12 protein-coding genes are annotated in these 16,843 nt (G+C 67.8%); 4 read left to right on the forward strand and 8 right to left on the reverse strand.

The genetic code is table 11. The features are described from left to right. Positions 1-10: 10 nt before the first annotated feature. The 5 genes from FHR82_RS38190 to FHR82_RS38210 all read right to left on the reverse strand — a co-directional run bounded on the left by FHR82_RS38190 (position 11) and on the right by FHR82_RS38210 (position 8,825). Positions 11-1,912, reverse strand: a complete 1,902-nt coding sequence (locus FHR82_RS38190; protein ID WP_184815531.1) for a glycosyl hydrolase 53 family protein — start codon at positions 1,910-1,912, stop codon at positions 11-13. Next, the gene (locus FHR82_RS38195) at positions 1,909-4,080 is read right to left on the reverse strand and encodes a family 43 glycosylhydrolase (RefSeq protein WP_221464823.1); all 2,172 of its coding nucleotides are present in this window, start codon (positions 4,078-4,080) and stop codon (positions 1,909-1,911) included. Before FHR82_RS38195 ends, FHR82_RS38190 begins: the two co-directional genes overlap by 4 nt. A gap of 4 nt (positions 4,081-4,084) precedes the next feature. Further along, positions 4,085-5,431 carry a right-handed parallel beta-helix repeat-containing protein gene (locus tag FHR82_RS38200; protein ID WP_311771476.1) on the reverse strand — a complete coding sequence of 449 codons (1,347 nt, stop codon included), beginning with the start codon at positions 5,429-5,431 and terminating at the stop codon, positions 4,085-4,087. A 17-nt stretch (positions 5,432-5,448) separates the two neighbouring features. Beyond that, positions 5,449-7,323, reverse strand: coding sequence for a rhamnogalacturonan lyase (locus FHR82_RS38205; RefSeq protein ID WP_184815532.1), 1,875 nt, complete (start codon positions 7,321-7,323; stop codon positions 5,449-5,451). Between the two features lie 455 nt (positions 7,324-7,778). Next, positions 7,779-8,825, reverse strand: coding sequence for a LacI family DNA-binding transcriptional regulator (locus FHR82_RS38210; protein ID WP_184815533.1), 1,047 nt, complete (start codon positions 8,823-8,825; stop codon positions 7,779-7,781). A 146-nt stretch (positions 8,826-8,971) separates the two neighbouring features. Between FHR82_RS38210 and FHR82_RS38215 the strand changes: the two genes are divergently transcribed. Next, complete coding sequence (locus tag FHR82_RS38215; RefSeq protein WP_184815534.1) at positions 8,972-10,981, forward strand: beta-galactosidase; 2,010 nt, start codon at positions 8,972-8,974, stop codon at positions 10,979-10,981. A 24-nt stretch (positions 10,982-11,005) separates the two neighbouring features. On the opposite strand, the gene FHR82_RS38220 is transcribed toward FHR82_RS38215, so the two are convergent. Genes FHR82_RS38220 through FHR82_RS38230 form a run of 3 tightly spaced genes read right to left on the reverse strand, consistent with a single transcriptional unit; the run spans position 11,006 to position 14,147 of the window. After that, positions 11,006-12,349, reverse strand: coding sequence for an ABC transporter substrate-binding protein (locus FHR82_RS38220; protein ID WP_184815535.1), 1,344 nt, complete (start codon positions 12,347-12,349; stop codon positions 11,006-11,008). Between the two features lie 26 nt (positions 12,350-12,375). Continuing rightward, complete coding sequence (locus tag FHR82_RS38225) at positions 12,376-13,248, reverse strand: carbohydrate ABC transporter permease (protein ID WP_184815536.1); 873 nt, start codon at positions 13,246-13,248, stop codon at positions 12,376-12,378. Further along, positions 13,248-14,147: a carbohydrate ABC transporter permease gene (locus FHR82_RS38230; protein ID WP_184815537.1), complete on the reverse strand. Its 900-nt coding sequence runs from the start codon at positions 14,145-14,147 to the stop codon at positions 13,248-13,250. The genes FHR82_RS38225 and FHR82_RS38230 overlap by 1 nt, the downstream gene beginning before the upstream one ends. 135 nt (positions 14,148-14,282) lie before the next feature. Here FHR82_RS38230 and FHR82_RS38235 point away from each other — a divergent pair, with 135 nt between their 5' ends. From FHR82_RS38235 to FHR82_RS38245, 3 genes are all read left to right on the forward strand, one after another. Beyond that, entirely contained in the window at positions 14,283-15,263 is a 981-nt protein-coding gene (locus tag FHR82_RS38235) for a LacI family DNA-binding transcriptional regulator (RefSeq protein WP_184815538.1), read from the forward strand. 135 nt (positions 15,264-15,398) lie between these two features. Next, a complete protein-coding gene (locus tag FHR82_RS38240; RefSeq protein WP_184815539.1) occupies positions 15,399-16,346 on the forward strand; it encodes a BNR-4 repeat-containing protein in 948 nt (315 codons plus the stop codon). Between the two features lie 83 nt (positions 16,347-16,429). Beyond that, on the forward strand, positions 16,430-16,663 hold the full coding sequence (locus tag FHR82_RS38245) for a hypothetical protein (protein ID WP_184815540.1): 234 nt from the start codon (positions 16,430-16,432) through the stop codon (positions 16,661-16,663). Positions 16,664-16,843: the final 180 nt, after the last annotated feature.

A 16,843-nucleotide genomic window follows, 5' to 3' on the forward strand; every position in this document is an offset into this window, starting at 1 on the left:
ATACGCGTTGTCAGGGAACGACGTCGATGACCGCCGTGACCGGTCCTCTGCCGGTCATGCCGGTCACTGTCACCACGCCCGGCTTGTCGGTCGCGCCAGGTGGCAACGGCTGCCAGCGGACGGGGACACTGGTGATCCTGTTGGTGGCGGTGGTGAGCAGGTGGACGGAGGAGGGCAGCTTCGGGGCCGCGCCCACCGCGGTGGCGGTGTAGACGGTGTCCTGGAGGATGTGCTTGGCGTGGCTGGCGTTGAAGACGTCGATGGATGCGTGCGGCTCCCACGTGTTCACCAGTCCGGGCACGGCACGGAACATCGGCTGCCAGCCGGCCGGCTCCCACACCAGCACAGCTGACGCTTGGTTGTTGACCACGTCGTTGGCGGCCTGGAACACCCGCTGAATGGCGTCCGCCTGCCCCTGAACCGTTCGCGGGAAGGGCGAGTTGGGCATCGGCGAGCCATCGCCGCCCGAGGCGGGGTAGGAGGTTTCGGCGATGTCGATCTCGTACTCGGGATAGTTGGTGGTGATGGTGTTCAGGTTGTGATCCAGTGCCTCGGGCGTACCGTGCCACTCCGGGTAGTACGAGATGGCCAGCACGTCAGGGTTCTGCCCCTTTGCCTTCACCCGGGTGAGAAACTGGTGCCAGAACTCCATGGTCGTGGCGAGCCGGTCCTTGTCGACGATCACGTGGATCTCGACCTTGGAGGTCGGTGACGCGTCGCGGACGGCCTTGATCCCGGCAGCGGCCAGGGTGGTGAACCGGTCCCACGACTTGTCGTAGAGCTGCTGTTCGGCCGGGTCGGTCGACCCCCAGTACCGCCACAGCAGGCCACCGCCGGGCTTCGACTGGTAGACCTCGGCCTGGTCGACGAAGTACGACGGATTCGTCGTGCCGATGAGGGCCGCCTCGCTGCCGTACAGGAAACCGTTGATGATCTCGTTGCCGACGGCCACCTTCTCCGGCGTGGTGCCCTGCCGGATCAACCGGTCCAGGTAGTCGGCGGTGTAGTCGTACACGGCCTTGGTCAGGTCCGCGAACTCCAGTTCGGCCCAGGCGCGTGGTTTCGGTTGCTTGCTCGGATCAGCCCACGAGTCCGCGTAGTGGAAGTCGATGCCCAGGCCCATCCCCCGCTGTTTGATCCACTGCGCGGAGGTCAGTGAGCGCTCCGGACCCTGGCGCGGTATCGGCGTCGGTTGACCGGTGCTCTCGTCACGCGGCTCGTTGAACACCCGCAGCCGGGCGTACTCGATCCCACGATCCTTGGCCACGTCGAGCAGGTGTGGCCCGGCGCCCCGGTCCTCGGCCAGCGGGTGGACCCAGTACTGCTGGTCCTGGACATCGTCCACCCAGGACAGATCGGCGCCGAGGACGAGGTCGTCGCGGAGGTAGTTGAAGACCTGGAGTTCGCTGACACCAGCCCGGGCACTGCCCGGCACACCGGTGAACATCAGCCGGACGAAGCGCGTCCCCGGCCGCGTGAACAGGTGCACCTCCCCTCGCGACGCGGCTCGGTTGCGGGACCTGTCGGCGATGGTCGTCCACCGGCGACCGTCGGATGACGCCTCGACGACGTACCGGTAGGCCACGCCGCGGTCCGGGAACATCACCGTGACCTTGCCCAGGTTGTCGTAGGTGCCACCGAGGTCGACGGTGAGCCACTGCCGGGCGCCGGCACGATCGGGGTGCCAGGACGTCGCCGGGTCGCCGTCGATGGCGAGTCCGGCGCTCGACGAGCTGCTGCCGGCCGTCGCCGAGGCCCAGTCCTTGGCGGCGATGTTGCTTTCGATCGGCTTGATGTCCGCGGTGCCGAAGATCGCACCGGCCGGCGCGGGCACGATGAGCAAGGTCGTGGACACCATGGCTGCCACCGTCGTCACGCCCGCGACGACGCGGGTCAGACGCTTGCCGCTCATGCGCTCCTCCCGGCGATGTGGTCGAGGTAGTCGACGTTGGGCAGGCCGGCTGCCGTGGTCGGCTCCAACCGGATGGTGTTGCCGCCGGTGTTCAGCGGGACGGTCACGGTTTTGGTCGACCACGTGGTCCACGCACCGGTGGACTCGAACGACACCGTCGCTACCGTGGCCCCGTTGACGATCAGGTTCGCGGGCCGTGCGCTCGTGGTGCCGTTGGCGAACCGGACCCCCAGCGTCGCCGTGCCCGTTGCCGTCGGGGTGACGGTGAACTGGGCGTAGGCGCCCACGGCGTTGGTGCCGTTGCAGAACCCACTGCCGGAGAAACCGGCCTGGTTCGAGTCGATCGTGCCCTGGCACACCGCCGGCGCGGTCTCCGCCTCGTAACGCTCCCCCGCCGGCGGTTCGCCGCCGTCGGAGGTCTTGACGAGTGAGAGCTGGTCGACGACGACGCCGCCCGAACCCGACGCCCGCACGGCGACGGTGGCGGCCCCGCTGGGTAGCTCGATGCCGGTGAGCTCGCGCTTGGCCCAGCCACTCGACGACGGGATGCTGAGAGTGCGTTGGGTGCCGTTCGCGCCGGTGATCACGACCTGCCCGGCACTGCCCCGAGCATGCAGGGCCATGGTGTAGGTACCCGCGGGCACCGACGGGATCCGCTGCTCGACGCCGCCGCTGTTGCTCACCTGGAGGGCGAAGCGAGACCCGTTCACACCACCGTTGACGTTGGTCACCGAACCGCCGAGGTTCCGCCATCCCCGAACACTGGAGACGATGACGCGGTCGGCCTGGATGTCGGGGTTGAGGATGTAGTTGTTCGCAGGCCCGACGCGCCACTCACCGGTCGTGACGTTGAACTGCCACTGGCTCACCGAGTGGAACTGCGGCCGCGCGCCGGTCCTCGTGATCGGCACCCACTGGTTGTAGCCGATACCGTTCCAGGCGAAGTCGGCCCAGCGGTCGCCGGCGTAGATCACCGTGTTCTGCTTGGTGCCGTTGACCGTCACGAAGAACCCGGTCTGGGTCACGTGGCTGTAGTCCATCTCGGTACCGGGAAGGACGAACTCAGCCGAGTAGGAACCCTGGACATTGCCGCTGGTCGACTCGTTGACGTAGTTGACCGAGGTGTTCCAGCCGTGCAGGTCCGACGCCGCGTGATAGTACTTGCCGTCGAGCTTGAACATGGCGTTGCCCTCGCGGCCGTCGCCGCGGCGGATCTCCACGCCTGGCTCGATCCGCAGCGAGTCGGACTCCCGGAACTTGGCCACGAAGCCGCGAGAACGTCCTTCGCGGTTGGAGAAGATCAGGTAGTCCTTGCCGTCGTCGGTGAAGACCGTCTGGTCCCCGGTGCCGGTCGTCGGCGAGTTGGTGATCTGGGTCTGGAAGTAGCCGTAGTCGAAGGTGTCGGTCGGCGAGTCGCCCTGCAGCAGCAGAACGCCGTGCCCGCCTCCTACATAGGCCTGCACCGCGAGCACGTACTTGCCGGTGTTCTCGTTGTACGAGACCCCAAGCCGCCCAACCCAACCTGCCTGACCGAGGGTGGCGCCGTTCTGGATCACGGTCGACCGCGTCGCGACGCGGTTCTCGAACTTCCAGTTCACGAGGTCCTTGGACGAGTACACGGGGATCGAGACGAAGGAGACCTGGTTGTCGTACTTCTGTGTCGGGTTGGCCCGATAGCTCTCGGCGCCGACGTAGTGCACGCCGTACCAGTAGTACGTGTCGCCGAACTTGAAGACCCCGCCGCCCTGCGAATAGATGGGGTTGCCGCTGGTGTCGTTCCAGAAGGTGTTGTTCGTGATGGTCTGGAACGTGCCCTCGTCAGCGGCCTCCAGCTCGGCGGCGGCGGTCATCAGCACCGTCTTCGCCGCGGCGACCTGCGACGTGGTGGCCGACGTGTCATCGGCGACACCGGCCGCGGTGGTCAACGCCTTGGCAAATGGTCTCCAGGAGTCAGCCGTGTACTTCGCCGGATGACGGGTCTGGTAGTCGGACACCAGGAACCCGAGGCCGCGATCGACCACCGGTTCAGCTGCGGCCCCCTGGTCTCGGAGCTGCGTCGGCTCCGCCGCGGTGGTACTCGCCGAGAGCGGGACCGCCAACGCCACGGACAACACCGCGGCGGCGGCCAACGTCCAGTACTTCGAAGCGACACGCGATGTTCGCCTCATGATGTCACCTTCCATCGTTCTCGAAGGCACCGAGATCCGGCGCACTCCCGCTGAAGGGCAGTCCCACACCGGTGCCCCTGTCGATCAGGGCACTGTTCGCCGCGAGACGGAGATGGGGCAGCACGGGCAGGCTCCCGTCGGTCTGACGGGGCGCGTCCCAACCGGACGTCGACACACTCTGGAACTGGGCGTCCGACAGGGGGACGCCGAGGTTCCAGGAGTTGTACGCGGCGTTCGTGCCGGACAGGTACGACGTCGGCGTTCCGGTGTAGGCGAGGTTGTTGCGCAGGTTGCCCCGGCCCACGGCGGCGCCACTCGAGTCGACGCCCCGCATGTTGAAGTTGGGGTGGTTTCCGTAGCCGGTGTTGTTGAAGAAGTCATTGGCCACCGGGTGGTGGTTGGCGTAGAAGCCGGCCGCCTTGTTGAGGAACGCCACCGAGAAGCGGACGGTGTGCTTCACCGCGCCCGCGTCGTAGTCGCCGCCGTAGCCGCCCGCCTTGAAGCCTGCTCCGTTGCCCGACGGCGTCGTCGTCCCCGGCACGTACCCGTTGCGCCAGGCCCACGAGTGCTCGATGGTCACGGGCGAATAGGTGGAGATGAGGTCGAACCCGTCATCGGCGTTCCACCACGCGCGGCAACCCCGGAACACGTTCGCCGCGCGGCCTGCTGGTGTGTAGTGCGATCCGAACCCGTCGGCGTTCTCGCCGGGTCCGTCACTGCTGCGCAGGTCGTAGTTGTCATGCGAGTCCGAGTTGAGGACGAGGTTGCCGCTCCCGCCGTTGATGAACAGGCCGGTTCCCATGTGGTGGTGGGTGTTGATCTGCTCGAAAATGTTGTTGCTGCCGGAGACCCAGATTCCCCAGGACTCGGCGTTCAGGTTGTTGTTCTGTGGTACGCCGGTGACGTCCAGTCCTTTGAGGTGGATCCAGCTGCCCGTGACGTTGAAGCCCTTGATACGGCAGTTGTCCGTCATTCGCGAGAAGTCGAAGACCGGCTTATCGCCCGGATGGGCCCAGTACCGGATCGGGTTGCCTGAGCTGCCGCTCTTGTTCAGGGTGATCGCGTCGACTCTGGCGGTCCGGCTGGCGCAGGCGCTGTTCGCGCGGGTGTAGGCGTACGTGCCGCCCCGGAAATACACGGTGTCACCCGCCGTGGCGGCGGCTTGCGCGCGGGCGATCGACGCCCACGGAGCGGCCTGCGTACCCGCCGCGCCGTCATTCCCGTTCGGGGCGACGTAATAGACGTTACCGGCCGCGGCGCTCGCGGATGCCGGACTGCCGACCATCGCGATGGTGCACGCCGTGACCACCGAGAGCAGGAGAGCACGGGGGACGAACTTCGCGGTTCTCACAGCGTCATCTCCCGATGTCAGGGGTTGAGGAAGCTCGCGTGCGGTGGCTGGTTGTAGGCGGTGTTCTGCCAGGCCACGGCCACCCGGTACTGCCGGTCCTGCATCAGCGACGGACGGCTGATGCCGGTCGAGTCGGTGGTGGAGTAGATCCGCAGCGCCCGGTTGTCGGTGGTGCGCCAGATGACTTCCTCGCGCCAGTCGCCGAGGATGTCGGCCTGCAGCGCCGGGGTGGACTTGGTGCCGTTGTTGGACACCACGCCGGAGCCGGTGAGCAGGCGGGTGTCGCCGCCGGTGCCGTACTTGGAGATCTGGGTGCCGTCGAGCAGTTCGCGCTGGGCGTCGCCGTCCCACCAGATCACGAAGTTCGTCGAGCCCGGCTTGCGGCTGGCCACCTGGTTTCCGTTGGTGCCGCTGCGCAGCCCGCCGACGCACGACGACCAGGCCTCCGCACCCGCGCTGCCGGACCAGATGTCCGCGGCGACAGCGCGGCCGTTGTCGTCGCCGCAGGACGGTGCGCTCCAGAGGATCTGCCCGGTACGCGCGTCACCCATCCAGTGCGCCGGCTCGTTGGTCCACTCCGACGGTTTGAACACCTCGAGGCCGGGGCGGGACGGGATGAAGTCGCTGACGTGGTAGGCGTCGCCGTGGTGGGTGTTGTTCTGCCACAGCCCGTTGCCGTTGTCGTCGATGGCCATCGAGCCGTACATGATCTCGTCGCGGCCGTCCCCGTCCACATCCGCCACCGACAGCTGGTGGTTGCCTTTGCCCGTCCACTGGCTGCCCGCGTTGTTCGAGTCGAACGTCCAGCGGCGGGTCAGCTGCCCGTCGCGGAAGTCCCACGCGGAGACCACCGAGCGCGTGTAGTAGCCGCGGGCCATGATGATGCTCGGCCGTGAGCCGTCCACATAGGCCGTTCCGGCGAGGAAGCGGTCCACCCGGTTGCCGTAGTTGTCGCCCCAGCTCGCGACGTTGCCGCGTGGCGGGACGTAGCTCTCGGTGTCCAGGACCGCGCCGTCGGTGCCGCGGAACACCGACAGGAACTCCGGTCCGGCCAGGATGTAGCCAGAGGAGTTGCGGTGGTCGGCGCTCGCGCTGCCGATCATCTGACCGGTGCCGGAGCGGGTGCCGTCGGCGGTCTTCACCGCGACCTCGGCGCGGCCGTCGCCGTCGTAGTCGAACACCTGGAACTGCGTGTAGTGCGCGCCTGCCCGGATGTTGCGGCCGAGGTCGACCCGCCACAGCCGGGTGCCGTCCAGACGGTACGCGTCGAGGTAGACGTTGCCGGTGTAGCCGGACTGCGCGTTGTCCTTGGCGTTGGTCGGGTCCCACTTCAGCACGACCTCGTACTGGCCGTCACCATCCAGGTCGCCCACACTCGCGTCGTTCGCGACGTAGGTGTAGTTCTCCCCGGACGGAGTGGTGCCGCCGGGCGGGATCTGGATCGGCACGTCCCGGGTGCTGGCCGTGATGCCGACGTCACCGGGAACGCCGTCCAGCGTCAGTGAGTCCCCGGCGGCGAACGTCGACGGCTGCTCGACCCCGTCGACCACGGCTCGCACGGTGTACTTGGCATTCGCGGGAGCACCGAGGTCCACATAGGAGGTCGGGCCACCGACCGGCGTCCGCGTCGCCCTGGTGCCGTCGCGGTACACGTTGAACGTGACACCGGCCGGGTCGCCGGCCAGCAGCCGCCAGCTGACCCGATTGCCGTTCGCGGTGTGCACGCTGATCACGCCGCGGTTCAGGTTGTCGGTCTGCGGCTGGATCGCCTGCGGCACAGTGCCCGCGGTCGCGGATTCCGCCGCGCCGACCGCCATGCCCGGCGTCAACCCGACCGCCACGACGCCCGCCGCGGCAACGGCCAGCCGTCGGCTGATGGCGAACGAACGCATGGGAGTACTCCTATCTGCAGGGGTTTTCGTCACTTCTGTCCAGAAGGGACGGTTCGGCGCGGGTAGCCGACGAGTGACGGGTACAGCCGGGGGAGGCGGTGGGCCGGGTGATTCAACCCAGTGCTGTGCTTTGGCGGCCAGCGCGATCAGCGCGGGCAGGTTCGTACGCGGTCATTCGATCTCCCTTGATCGACTGAGCAGGGCATGTGCGGTGATGGATGCTGTGAACGTGCACAGCCACAACGCACGATCCATTCTTGATGGAACCGCATGTCTTTGATCGTTTCAAGAGGGCGCGGCAATGAAACCTGTGAACGTGCACAGAAACTTTCGGGACTTGACCACCCTGCTCCGAGCTGCCATAGTCAATCGAGCTGGGAGCGCTCCCAATAGCGCACTCGCTCTCTGGGTCGTGGGCACGGATCCCCACGGAGTGGCTTCCGGTTCCCGCGTGGTCAGGCCGACTCGCGCACGACGAGCTTGGTCGGCAGGATCACCGTGGCGGGCCCTTCGCCGTTGATCTGGGCCAGCAGTTGGCGCACCATCATTTTGCTGATGCGGTCCCATGGTTGCTGGATCGTGGTCAGCGGGGGACGCGTCGACGGCGCGACCGGTGAGTCGTCGAAACCGCCGACGGCGATGTCCTCAGGGACGCGCAGGCCCGCCCGCTGGATCGCCGTCAGGGCGCCGTCGGCCATGAGGTCCGACGCGACGAAGACCGCGTCGAGGTCCGGGGCACGGGCGAGCAGGTGGTACATGCATGACTCGCCGCTCGCCCTGCTGTAGTCGCCTGTCGCCACGAGTCGCTTGTCGTGGGCGATGCCGTGCTCGGCGAGCGTCTCGCGGTAGCCGGCCAGCCGCTCCAGGCCACCGGGGGTGTCCTGGGGGCCTGCGATGGTCGCGATACGCGTGCGACCGGACTCGAGGAGGTGGCGCACCATGTTCTTGGCACCCTCCCGGTCGTCGGCCGCCACGTAGGACAACGCACCGCGCTGGCCGAGCGGCTTGCCGCAGCACACGAACGGCAGATCGGCCGCCAGGAAGTGGTCGATCATCGGGTTGCCGCGGTGCGAGGAGAACAGCAGCACGCCGTCGACGTGGTGCGCCGAGAGGTAGGGGGTGATGCGCCGGCGTTCGGCCTCGGAGCCCGCGGTGACCAGGATGAGCGGGATGTCCAGCTCGGCCAGGGCCGCGGTGCAGCCGCGTAGCAGAGTGGTGAAGTTGGGGTCGGAGAAGAACCGGTCCTGCGTTTCCGAGAGCAGGAACGCCACCGAGCCCGCTCGCTGGGTCACCAGGCTGCGCGCAGCCCGGTTCACCACGTAGCCCAGCTTGCGGATCGCGGCGTTGACCGCCTCCCGGGCGGCCGGGCTGACGTTGTCCCCGCCCTGCAGGACGCGTGAGACGGTGCCACGGGAGACCCCCGCGTGCGCGGCGACGTCGTGGATGGTCGGCGGGCGCTTGCTCCGTGCTCGCGCACGCCGCTGTGGCGCGGTGTCCGTCATCGGTCCTCATCTACTGCGACTGCCCGGGCTGTGCACGTTCACAGTAGATACGCACGGTCGACGCTTCAACAGCCGCTATGTACGGTGATTCAGGGGCTACTGGCGGATGTTCGTCTGTGCACGGTCACAGATGTGAGGGAGCGCGGATGGAGCGGCACTGGCCGGTCGGGTTGGACGCCCTGGCCTATGGCGGTGACTACACCCCCGAGCAGTGGCCGAAACCGGTGTGGCAGGAGGACGTGCGCCTCATGCGCGAGGCCGGGGTGACGATGGTCAGCGTCGGGATCTTCACCTGGGCACTGCTGGAGCCCGAGCCAGGCCAGTACGACTTCGGCTGGCTGGACCAACTGCTGGACCTGCTGCACGACAACGGGATCCGCGTCGACCTCGGCACCCCGACGGTCGTGCCACCCGCGTGGTTCTACGAACGGCACCCCGAGGCGTTACCGGTGACCCGCGAGGGCATGCGCCATGCATTCGGTGGCCGGGGTGCCATCTGCCACAGCTCCCCCGCCTACCAGCGCGCGGCCGTGTCGATCATCGAGCAGCTGGCCCGCCGCTACGGCAGGCATCCCGCCGTGGCGCTGTGGCACGTCCACAACGAGTACGGCGCGCCGGTGAGCGCGTGTTACTGCGAGACCTCCGCCGTCGCGTTCCGCGGCTGGCTGGCCGGCCGCTACACGACGGTCAAGGAGCTCAACGAGGCGTGGGGCACCACGTTCTGGGGCCAGACCTACAACTCCTGGGAGCAGGTGCATCCCCCGCGTCTCGTCCCCCCGGTGGGCAATCCGACCCAGCAGCTGGACTGGGCCCGGTTCACCAGCGACGAACTGCTGGAGAACTTCAAGCGGGAACGGGACGTGCTGCATGCCCACTCCCCCGGCATCCCGGTGACCACGAACTTCCACGCCGCGCTGTCCCAGTGCGAGTCGCTGGACTACTGGGCCTGGGCACGGGAGGTCGACCTCGTCACCAACGACCACTACCTGGTCGCCGAAGCCGACCGCAACCATGTCAACCTCGCGATGGCCGCCGACATCACCCGCTCGCTGGCAGGTGGGCGGCCATGGCTGCTGCTGGAACACTCCACCAGCGCGGTGAACTGGCAGCCCCGCAACATCGCCAAGCGGCCTGGGGAGATGGCCCGCAACAGCCTGGCGCACGTGGCACGCGGTTCGGACGGCGCCATGTTCTTCCAGTGGCGCGCGTCCCGCTTCGGTGCCGAGAAGTTCCACTCGGCGATGCTCCCGCACGCCGGCGCGGAGAGCCGGATCTGGCGGGAGGTCGTGCGGCTCGGTCAGGATCTCGGCGCGCTCGCGCCGATCCGCGGCAGCCGTGTGGTAGCGGACGTCGCGATGCTGTGGGACTGGCAGTCCTGGTGGGCGCAGCGGCTGGAGTGGCGGCCGAGTGCCGATCTCGACGCCCGCGAACGAGCCGACACGTGGTACGCCGCCGCGTACGACCGGCACCTCACGGTCGACTTCGCCCACCCGGAGGCCGACCTGTGCGACTACCCGCTGGTCGTCGTCCCGGCCCTGTACGCGATGACGGACGTCGCCGGGGCCAACCTCCGCCGCTACGTCGAGGACGGTGGCGTTCTGGTCGTGTCGTGTTTCTCCGGCATCGTCGACGAGCGCGACGTCATCCATCCGGGCGCCCACCCCGGCGCGCTGCGCGACGTGCTGGGCCTGACGGTGGAGGAGTTCACCCCACTGCGCGCAGGCGAGCGGGTCCGGCTGGACAACGAGATGACCGGCGACGTGTGGTCCGAGGTCGTCACACTCGGCGGCGCCGAACCGGTTTGGTCCTATCTGGACGGTCCGGCTGCCGGACTGCCCGCGGTCACCCGCCATGTGGAAGGGCGTGGCACTGCCTGGTACGTCTCCACCCGCCTGGCGGCGGACGGCCTCGACGCCGTGCTGCACGCTGCGAGCGCGGACGCCTCGCTCGCACCGCGCGACCTGCCCCGTGACGTCGAGGTGGTCGAACGCACCGGCTCGGAGGGGCGATACCTGTTCGCCATCAACCACACCGGTGAGGAGGTCACGATCCCCGTCGCCGAGCCGGGTGCGGAACTCGTGACCGGAGCCGACGTCACCGGCCATCTCCATGTGCCCGCCGGCGAAGTCCGTGTCGTCGTCACACCGACGCGGTGACAGCAGTCTCCGCCGCGCTGCAGGTCAACCCTGGTTCACGGAGAAGCCCTGCTGGTTTCCGTATTCCACGAGGGTGTCCTGCCAGGCGCGGAGTCCGGCGTCGAGGTCGGTGTTGTTCACGTACGCCTGGCCCGCGGTGTCGTAGAAGATGGTTTCGGCGTAGAGCTGGTAGGGCAGGTACTCCCAGCCGCTCGACACCTGGGTCGCGGCGGTGGTCAGCACCTCGTTGATCTTCTGCCCGCCGAAGTACGGCGAGGAGAAGTCCCGGAACTCGCTCGACTCGAGGTCCGCCGTGGTGGCCGGGAAGCCGCCGCTCTCCAGGAAGACGTCGAGACTGGCCTGGTCGTTGTTGAGCCAGCGGACGAACGCCGCCGCCAGGTCCGGGTTGTCGCTCTGCTTGAGCACGGACTGGGTGCTGCCACCGTGCTCGGCGGTGACCGGCTCGCCGCCGTCGTAGGTCGGGAGTGGGGCCACGGCCCACTTGCCGGAGGCGGCCTGTACCGACTCCATCAGGATGCCCGGCATCCACGCGCCTGCCGTCACGGTGGCGATGGTCCCGTCACCGAGCGCCCGGTACCACTCGTCGGTCCACCCGGTGATGTTGGTGACCAGCTTGCCCTCGACGAGCTTGTTCCAGACCGCGGTCCACTTCTTCGTGCCCTCGTCCTGCAGGTTGACGGTGACGTCGCGGTCGCCCTCCGTCTTGAACGGGCGGCCGCCTGCCTGCCAGATCAGGCTGGTGGTGAAACCGGGGTCCCCGGCGTCGGAGGCGATGTACTTCGTCGGGTCGGCGGCATGCAGCTTCTGCGCCGCGGCCACGTAGTCGTCCCAGGTCTTCGGCACCGCGATGCCGTACTGGGTGAAGACCTCCTTGTTGTAGAACAGCGCCATGGGACCGGAGTCCTGGGGCAGGCCGTAGATGCCGTCGCCGACGTGCACCGACTCCCACGTGGACGCGGTGTAGTCGTCCTCGAGGTTCTCGAAACCGTAGCCGGTCAGATCGACCAGCGACTCCTGCAGCGCGAACTGGGGCAGCGCCCGGTACTCGATCTGCGTCACGTCCGGGCCGCCACGTCCGGCCTTGATCGCGTTCTGCAGCGCCGTGTAGTGGTCCTCGCCGGTCCCGACGTTCACGAACTCGACGTTGACGTTCGGGTACTCCTTCTCGAACGCGGCCGACTGTTCCTTGCCGGAGGGCGTCCAGCTCCAGTAGGTGATCGTGCCGCCCTTGTCCAGTGCCGCGTCCAGCGCCTCGGGGGACGCGTTGCCGCCGGAGGAGGAGTCGTCACCGGACGAACATCCGGCGAGCAGTACGGCGAGCGAGGTCGCCAGCGCCCAGATCACCTTGCGACGTGGGGTTCGGGTCATGAGATGTCCCTTCGGTGGGCGGGTACCTACTGCTTGACGCTGCCCGCGCTCAGGCCGGACTGCCAGAACCGTTGCAGGAGCAGGAAGGCGGCCACGAGCGGGATGATCGTGAGCAGTGATCCGGTGATCACGAGGTGGTAGATCGGCTCCGCGCCGGCGCCCCGGCCCTGGCCACTCCACTGGTTCAGCCCCACGGTCAGCGGATACCAGCGCGGCTCGTTGATCATGATCAACGGCAGGAAGTAGTTGTTCCAGGTGGACACCACGGCGAACAACGCGACGGTCACGATGCCGGGCACGAGAAGACGCAGCGCCACGGAGAAGAAGATCCGGATCTCGCCGGCGCCGTCGATCCGCGCCGACTCGATCAGCTCGTCGGGTACCGCGTCCGCCGCATAGACCCAGATCAGGTAGAGGCCGAACGGGCTCACCAGCGACGGGGTGATCACCGCCCACGGGGTGTTGGTCAGGCCCATCGCGCTGAACATCAGGAACGTCGGCACGGCGAGCGCGGTGCCGGGAATCGCGATCGCGCCGAGGATGACCGCGAACACCGCACGCCGCCCCGCGAACCGGTACTTGGCGAGCCCGTAGCCCGCCGCGGTGGCCAGCAGAGTCGCCCCGCCGGCGCCGGCCACCACGTACAGCAGCGTGTTGCCCAGCCACCGCAGGAAGATGCCGTCGTCGTAGGTGAACGTCTCGGCGATGTTGGCGAACAGCGCGAACGACCCGCCGAACCACAGGCCAGGCGAGTCGAACAGGGCCGCCTGGGACTTGGTCGCGTTGATCACCAGCCAGACCAGCGGCACCAACGTGTAGACGAGGTACAGGGAGGCGACGGCGGTCAGCACCTTCGACTTGCCCGCCATCAGGCCCCCGTGCGCGGCTTTCCGTGCCATCACGTGCCCTTCCGCGCGCCGCGCAGCTGCACCACGTAGGCGATGACCGCGGTGATCACACCCATCACGATCGCGACGGTGGCCGCGTAGTTGTACTGCTGACCGCCGAAGGACAGGTAGAAGGCGTACATGTTCGGCGTGTAGTCGGTCGTGAGCACGTTGGGTATCAGTCCGCGCAGGATGTTCGGCTCGTTGAACAGCTGGAAGCTGCCGATGATCGAGAAGATGGTCGCGATCACGATGGCGCCGCGCAGGGCGGGCAGCTTGATGCTGAAGATCGTCCGGAACGGTCCGGCGCCGTCGAGGGCGGCGGCCTCGTACAGCTCACCGGAGATGACCCGCAGCCCCGAGTAGAAAATGATCATGTTGTAGCCGACGAACTCCCAGGTGACGATGTTGCCGATCGAGGCGAGCGCCCAGTCCAGCGACAGGGGCCGGATCTCGGAGCCGAACAGGTCGTTGAGGTCGGCGGCGAGACCGAAGTTGGTGCCGTACATGTAGCCCCACATGAGGGTGGCGACCACCGCGGGCACCGCGTACGGCAGGAAGATCACGATCCGGAAGAAGCCCGCCGCGTGCAGCCGGGCGCTGTCGATGGCCAACGCCGCGACCAACGCGAGCACCAGCATGATCGGCACCTGGACCGCGAGGAAGATCATCACTCGCAGGAAACCGCTCCAGAACCGGGTGTCGGAGAAGAGCAGCACGTAGTTGTCGAGCCCGACGAAGGCCGTGCCGCCGAAGAAAGCCTGATCCTGGAACAGGCTCAGCTGGACGGCGTAACCGATGGGCGCGAGGAACGTCAACGCGAACACGATCGCGAAGGGCGCGACGAAGATCCAGCCACGCTGGTCGAGTCGCCGCCGCGAATCGCGTGGGCGGCCGGTCGTCGACGCCATCGTCGTTCCCCGCAGGTCAATGTTTACGCTAACATTTCGCCGGAAGGTACCGTGTTGACGTCAACATGTCCAGGTCGAGGGGTACCGATGGAGCAGGACGCACGGCCATCGGCCGTCCGGCAGCGGGGTCCGTCGATGGCAGACGTGGCACGCGAAGCCGGCGTGTCCGGCCAGACGGTGTCCCGGGTGGTCAACGGTCGGCTGAACGTCGATCAGGCGACACGTCAGCGGGTGCTGGACGCGATGCGTACCGTCGGCTACCGGCCGAACAGCGCGGCCCGTGCGCTGCGGTACGGACAGTTCCGCAGCATCGGCGTGATCATGGGCGTGGTGTCGACCTTCGGCAACAGCCGCACGCTCGACGCCATCACGTCGGCCGCGGTGGCGAAGGGCTACTCGATCACGCTGATGCCGGTGACCCGCCCGACGCCGGGCGAGGTCATGGGGGCGTTCAGCAGGCTCGACGAGCAGGCGGTCGACGGCGTCGTGATCCTGATCGAGGAGCACGAGCTCGACCAGAGCGAGGTCGAGGTGCCCGACGGCCTGCCCGTGGTCGTCATCTCCAACCCCCGCTCCGGTTACCCGATGGTGGACACCGACCAGGCGCAGGGCGCGGAACTGGCAACGACGCACCTGCTCGAGCTGGGGCACCGCACGGTGTGGCACCTGTCCGGGCCACCTCATTCCTACGCGGCCGAACGGCGCGAGCAGTCCTGGCGGGCGACGTTGCGCCGGCACGACAGGCAGGCGCCGCCGGTCGTCGTCGGCGACTGGTCGGCCGAGTCCGGCTACGTCCAAGGCATGAAGCTGTGCGCCGATGCCGCCGTGACGGCCGTCTTCGCGGCCAACGACCAGATGGCACTCGGCCTGCTGCGCGCGCTGCACGAACTCGCCCGGCTCGTTCCCGCCGAAGTCAGCGTCGTGGGATTCGACGACATGGCTGAAGCAGCGCACTTCTGGCCACCACTGACCACGGTCCGCCAGTCGTTCGCGGAGGTCGGACGCCGCGCCGTGGACGCCCTCCTCGCGGAGATCGAGTCGGGCGAACGCCACGTCGTCTCGGTCAAGCTGCCGACAACCCTCGTCCACCGGTCGAGCACGGCGCCACCGCCATGATGAACCAGGCGCATGCCCAGCACACCGTGACGCCGCCACGGTGACCGCCCGCTCAATGACGAGACGAAGGGCAGAAACATGGACTCACAATCGCGTCTCCCGTCCCGCCGCGCCGTACTCGGCGGACTCGCCTCGATGGCCGGGACTGTCTACTTTGGATCAACAAGGACCGCCGATCAGGCCGTGGCCGAGTCTGTGACCGGAACATCGCTCGCGGTCCCACCGTCGTTCACCCTGGCGCCAAGCGGTGCCTGGTGCTGGTTCGGCGACCCGCGTGCCGTGCACAACCGTGGACTCCACCGTCGTACGTTCGTCGGCTACATCACCTCGGTCGGGGATATTCGTGTCACCCAGTACGACCACGACACGGGCCAGACGGTCACCTCGACCCTGATGACCCGCTTCCAGGTCGACGACCACAACAACCCGTCGATCCTCATCCGGCACGACGGACGCGTGGTGGTGTTCTGGTCCGGCCATCTAGGACCGACGATGTACTACCGCAGGTCGGTGGCGGTCGAGGACATCAGCGCGGGATGGGAGTCGGTCAAGTCGTTGCCCACCAACACCCCGGGCAACAGCGGCTACACCTACTCGAACCCGGTAGAGCTTTCCTCGGAGCAGAACCGGCTGTACCTGTTCTGGCGCGGCGGCAACTTCAATCCCAGCTGGTCGACCACCAACGGCAGCGACGTCTGGACGACCGCGCGCACGCTCGTCACCGTTCCCGGGCAGCGGCCGTACCTGAAGGTGGCGTCCAACGACGTCGACACCATCCACTTCGCGTTCACCGACGGCCACCCACGCAACGTCCAGACGAGCATCTACCACATGTACTACCGGGCCGGATCTCTCTACCGGTCGGACGGCACGCGGATCGGCCCGGTCACCACGGCCGTTACCCCCGCGCAGGCCACCGGATCTACAACGGCAACACGGGCACCGGCAAGGCATGGGTACACGACATCGCCCTCGACAGCAGCGGGCGACCGGTCATCACCTTCGCCAGGTTCCCGACCGACACCGACCACCGCTACCACTACAGCCGGTGGACCGGCAGCGCCTGGCAGACGAGCGAGCTGACGCCCGCGGGTGACTCGATCGCGGAACTTCCCGGGGAACCCAACTACTCCGGGGGCATCGCTCTCGACCACACGAACCCGTCGGTGGTCGTCCTGTCGCGGCAGATCGGCAGCGTCAACGAGATCGAGCGGTGGACAACGGCGAACGGTGGCGCGAGTTGGAGCGCGGAGGCCATCACCACCAACTCGGTCGACACACAGGTGCGCCCGTTCATCCCCTACGGCTTGAGTTCCCGGGACCCGCTCGGCGTGCTGTGGATGGCGGGCCGGTACCCGAGCTACACCACCTACCAGACCCGCATCCAGGCCACGAGGTAACTAGGCGATCCGGTGCACGGTCAGGTTGAGGTTCGTGCCGCTGCCGCTCAGGGCGTACATCGAGTACCAGTCGTAACCGATGTCACCGGGCTTGCCGCCGTCCCGACCAGGCGGCGGCGGGCAAGCGACGGATCCATCACCGCGACGTCGGGTCCCATCAGGATCGACTGCTCACCTCAC

Source organism: Actinophytocola algeriensis (genome assembly GCF_014203735.1).
GTDB classification, from domain to species: Bacteria; Actinomycetota; Actinomycetes; order Mycobacteriales; family Pseudonocardiaceae; genus Actinophytocola; species Actinophytocola algeriensis.

Excerpts from the sequence above, each read along its gene's own strand:
- FHR82_RS38190 (WP_184815531.1), bottom strand. The coding sequence starts at position 1,912 with ATGAGCGGCAAGCGTCTGACCCGCGTCGTCGCGGGCGTGACGACGGTG.
- FHR82_RS38195 (WP_221464823.1), bottom strand. The coding sequence starts at position 4,080 with ATGAGGCGAACATCGCGTGTCGCTTCGAAGTACTGGACGTTGGCCGCC.
- FHR82_RS38205 (WP_184815532.1), bottom strand. The coding sequence starts at position 7,323 with ATGCGTTCGTTCGCCATCAGCCGACGGCTGGCCGTTGCCGCGGCGGGC.
- FHR82_RS38210 (WP_184815533.1), bottom strand. The coding sequence starts at position 8,825 with ATGACGGACACCGCGCCACAGCGGCGTGCGCGAGCACGGAGCAAGCGC.
- FHR82_RS38215 (WP_184815534.1), top strand. The coding sequence starts at position 8,972 with ATGGAGCGGCACTGGCCGGTCGGGTTGGACGCCCTGGCCTATGGCGGT.
- FHR82_RS38220 (WP_184815535.1), bottom strand. The coding sequence starts at position 12,349 with ATGACCCGAACCCCACGTCGCAAGGTGATCTGGGCGCTGGCGACCTCG.
- FHR82_RS38225 (WP_184815536.1), bottom strand. The coding sequence starts at position 13,248 with ATGGCACGGAAAGCCGCGCACGGGGGCCTGATGGCGGGCAAGTCGAAG.
- FHR82_RS38230 (WP_184815537.1), bottom strand. The coding sequence starts at position 14,147 with ATGGCGTCGACGACCGGCCGCCCACGCGATTCGCGGCGGCGACTCGAC.
- FHR82_RS38235 (WP_184815538.1), top strand. The coding sequence starts at position 14,283 with ATGGCAGACGTGGCACGCGAAGCCGGCGTGTCCGGCCAGACGGTGTCC.
- FHR82_RS38240 (WP_184815539.1), top strand. The coding sequence starts at position 15,399 with ATGGCCGGGACTGTCTACTTTGGATCAACAAGGACCGCCGATCAGGCC.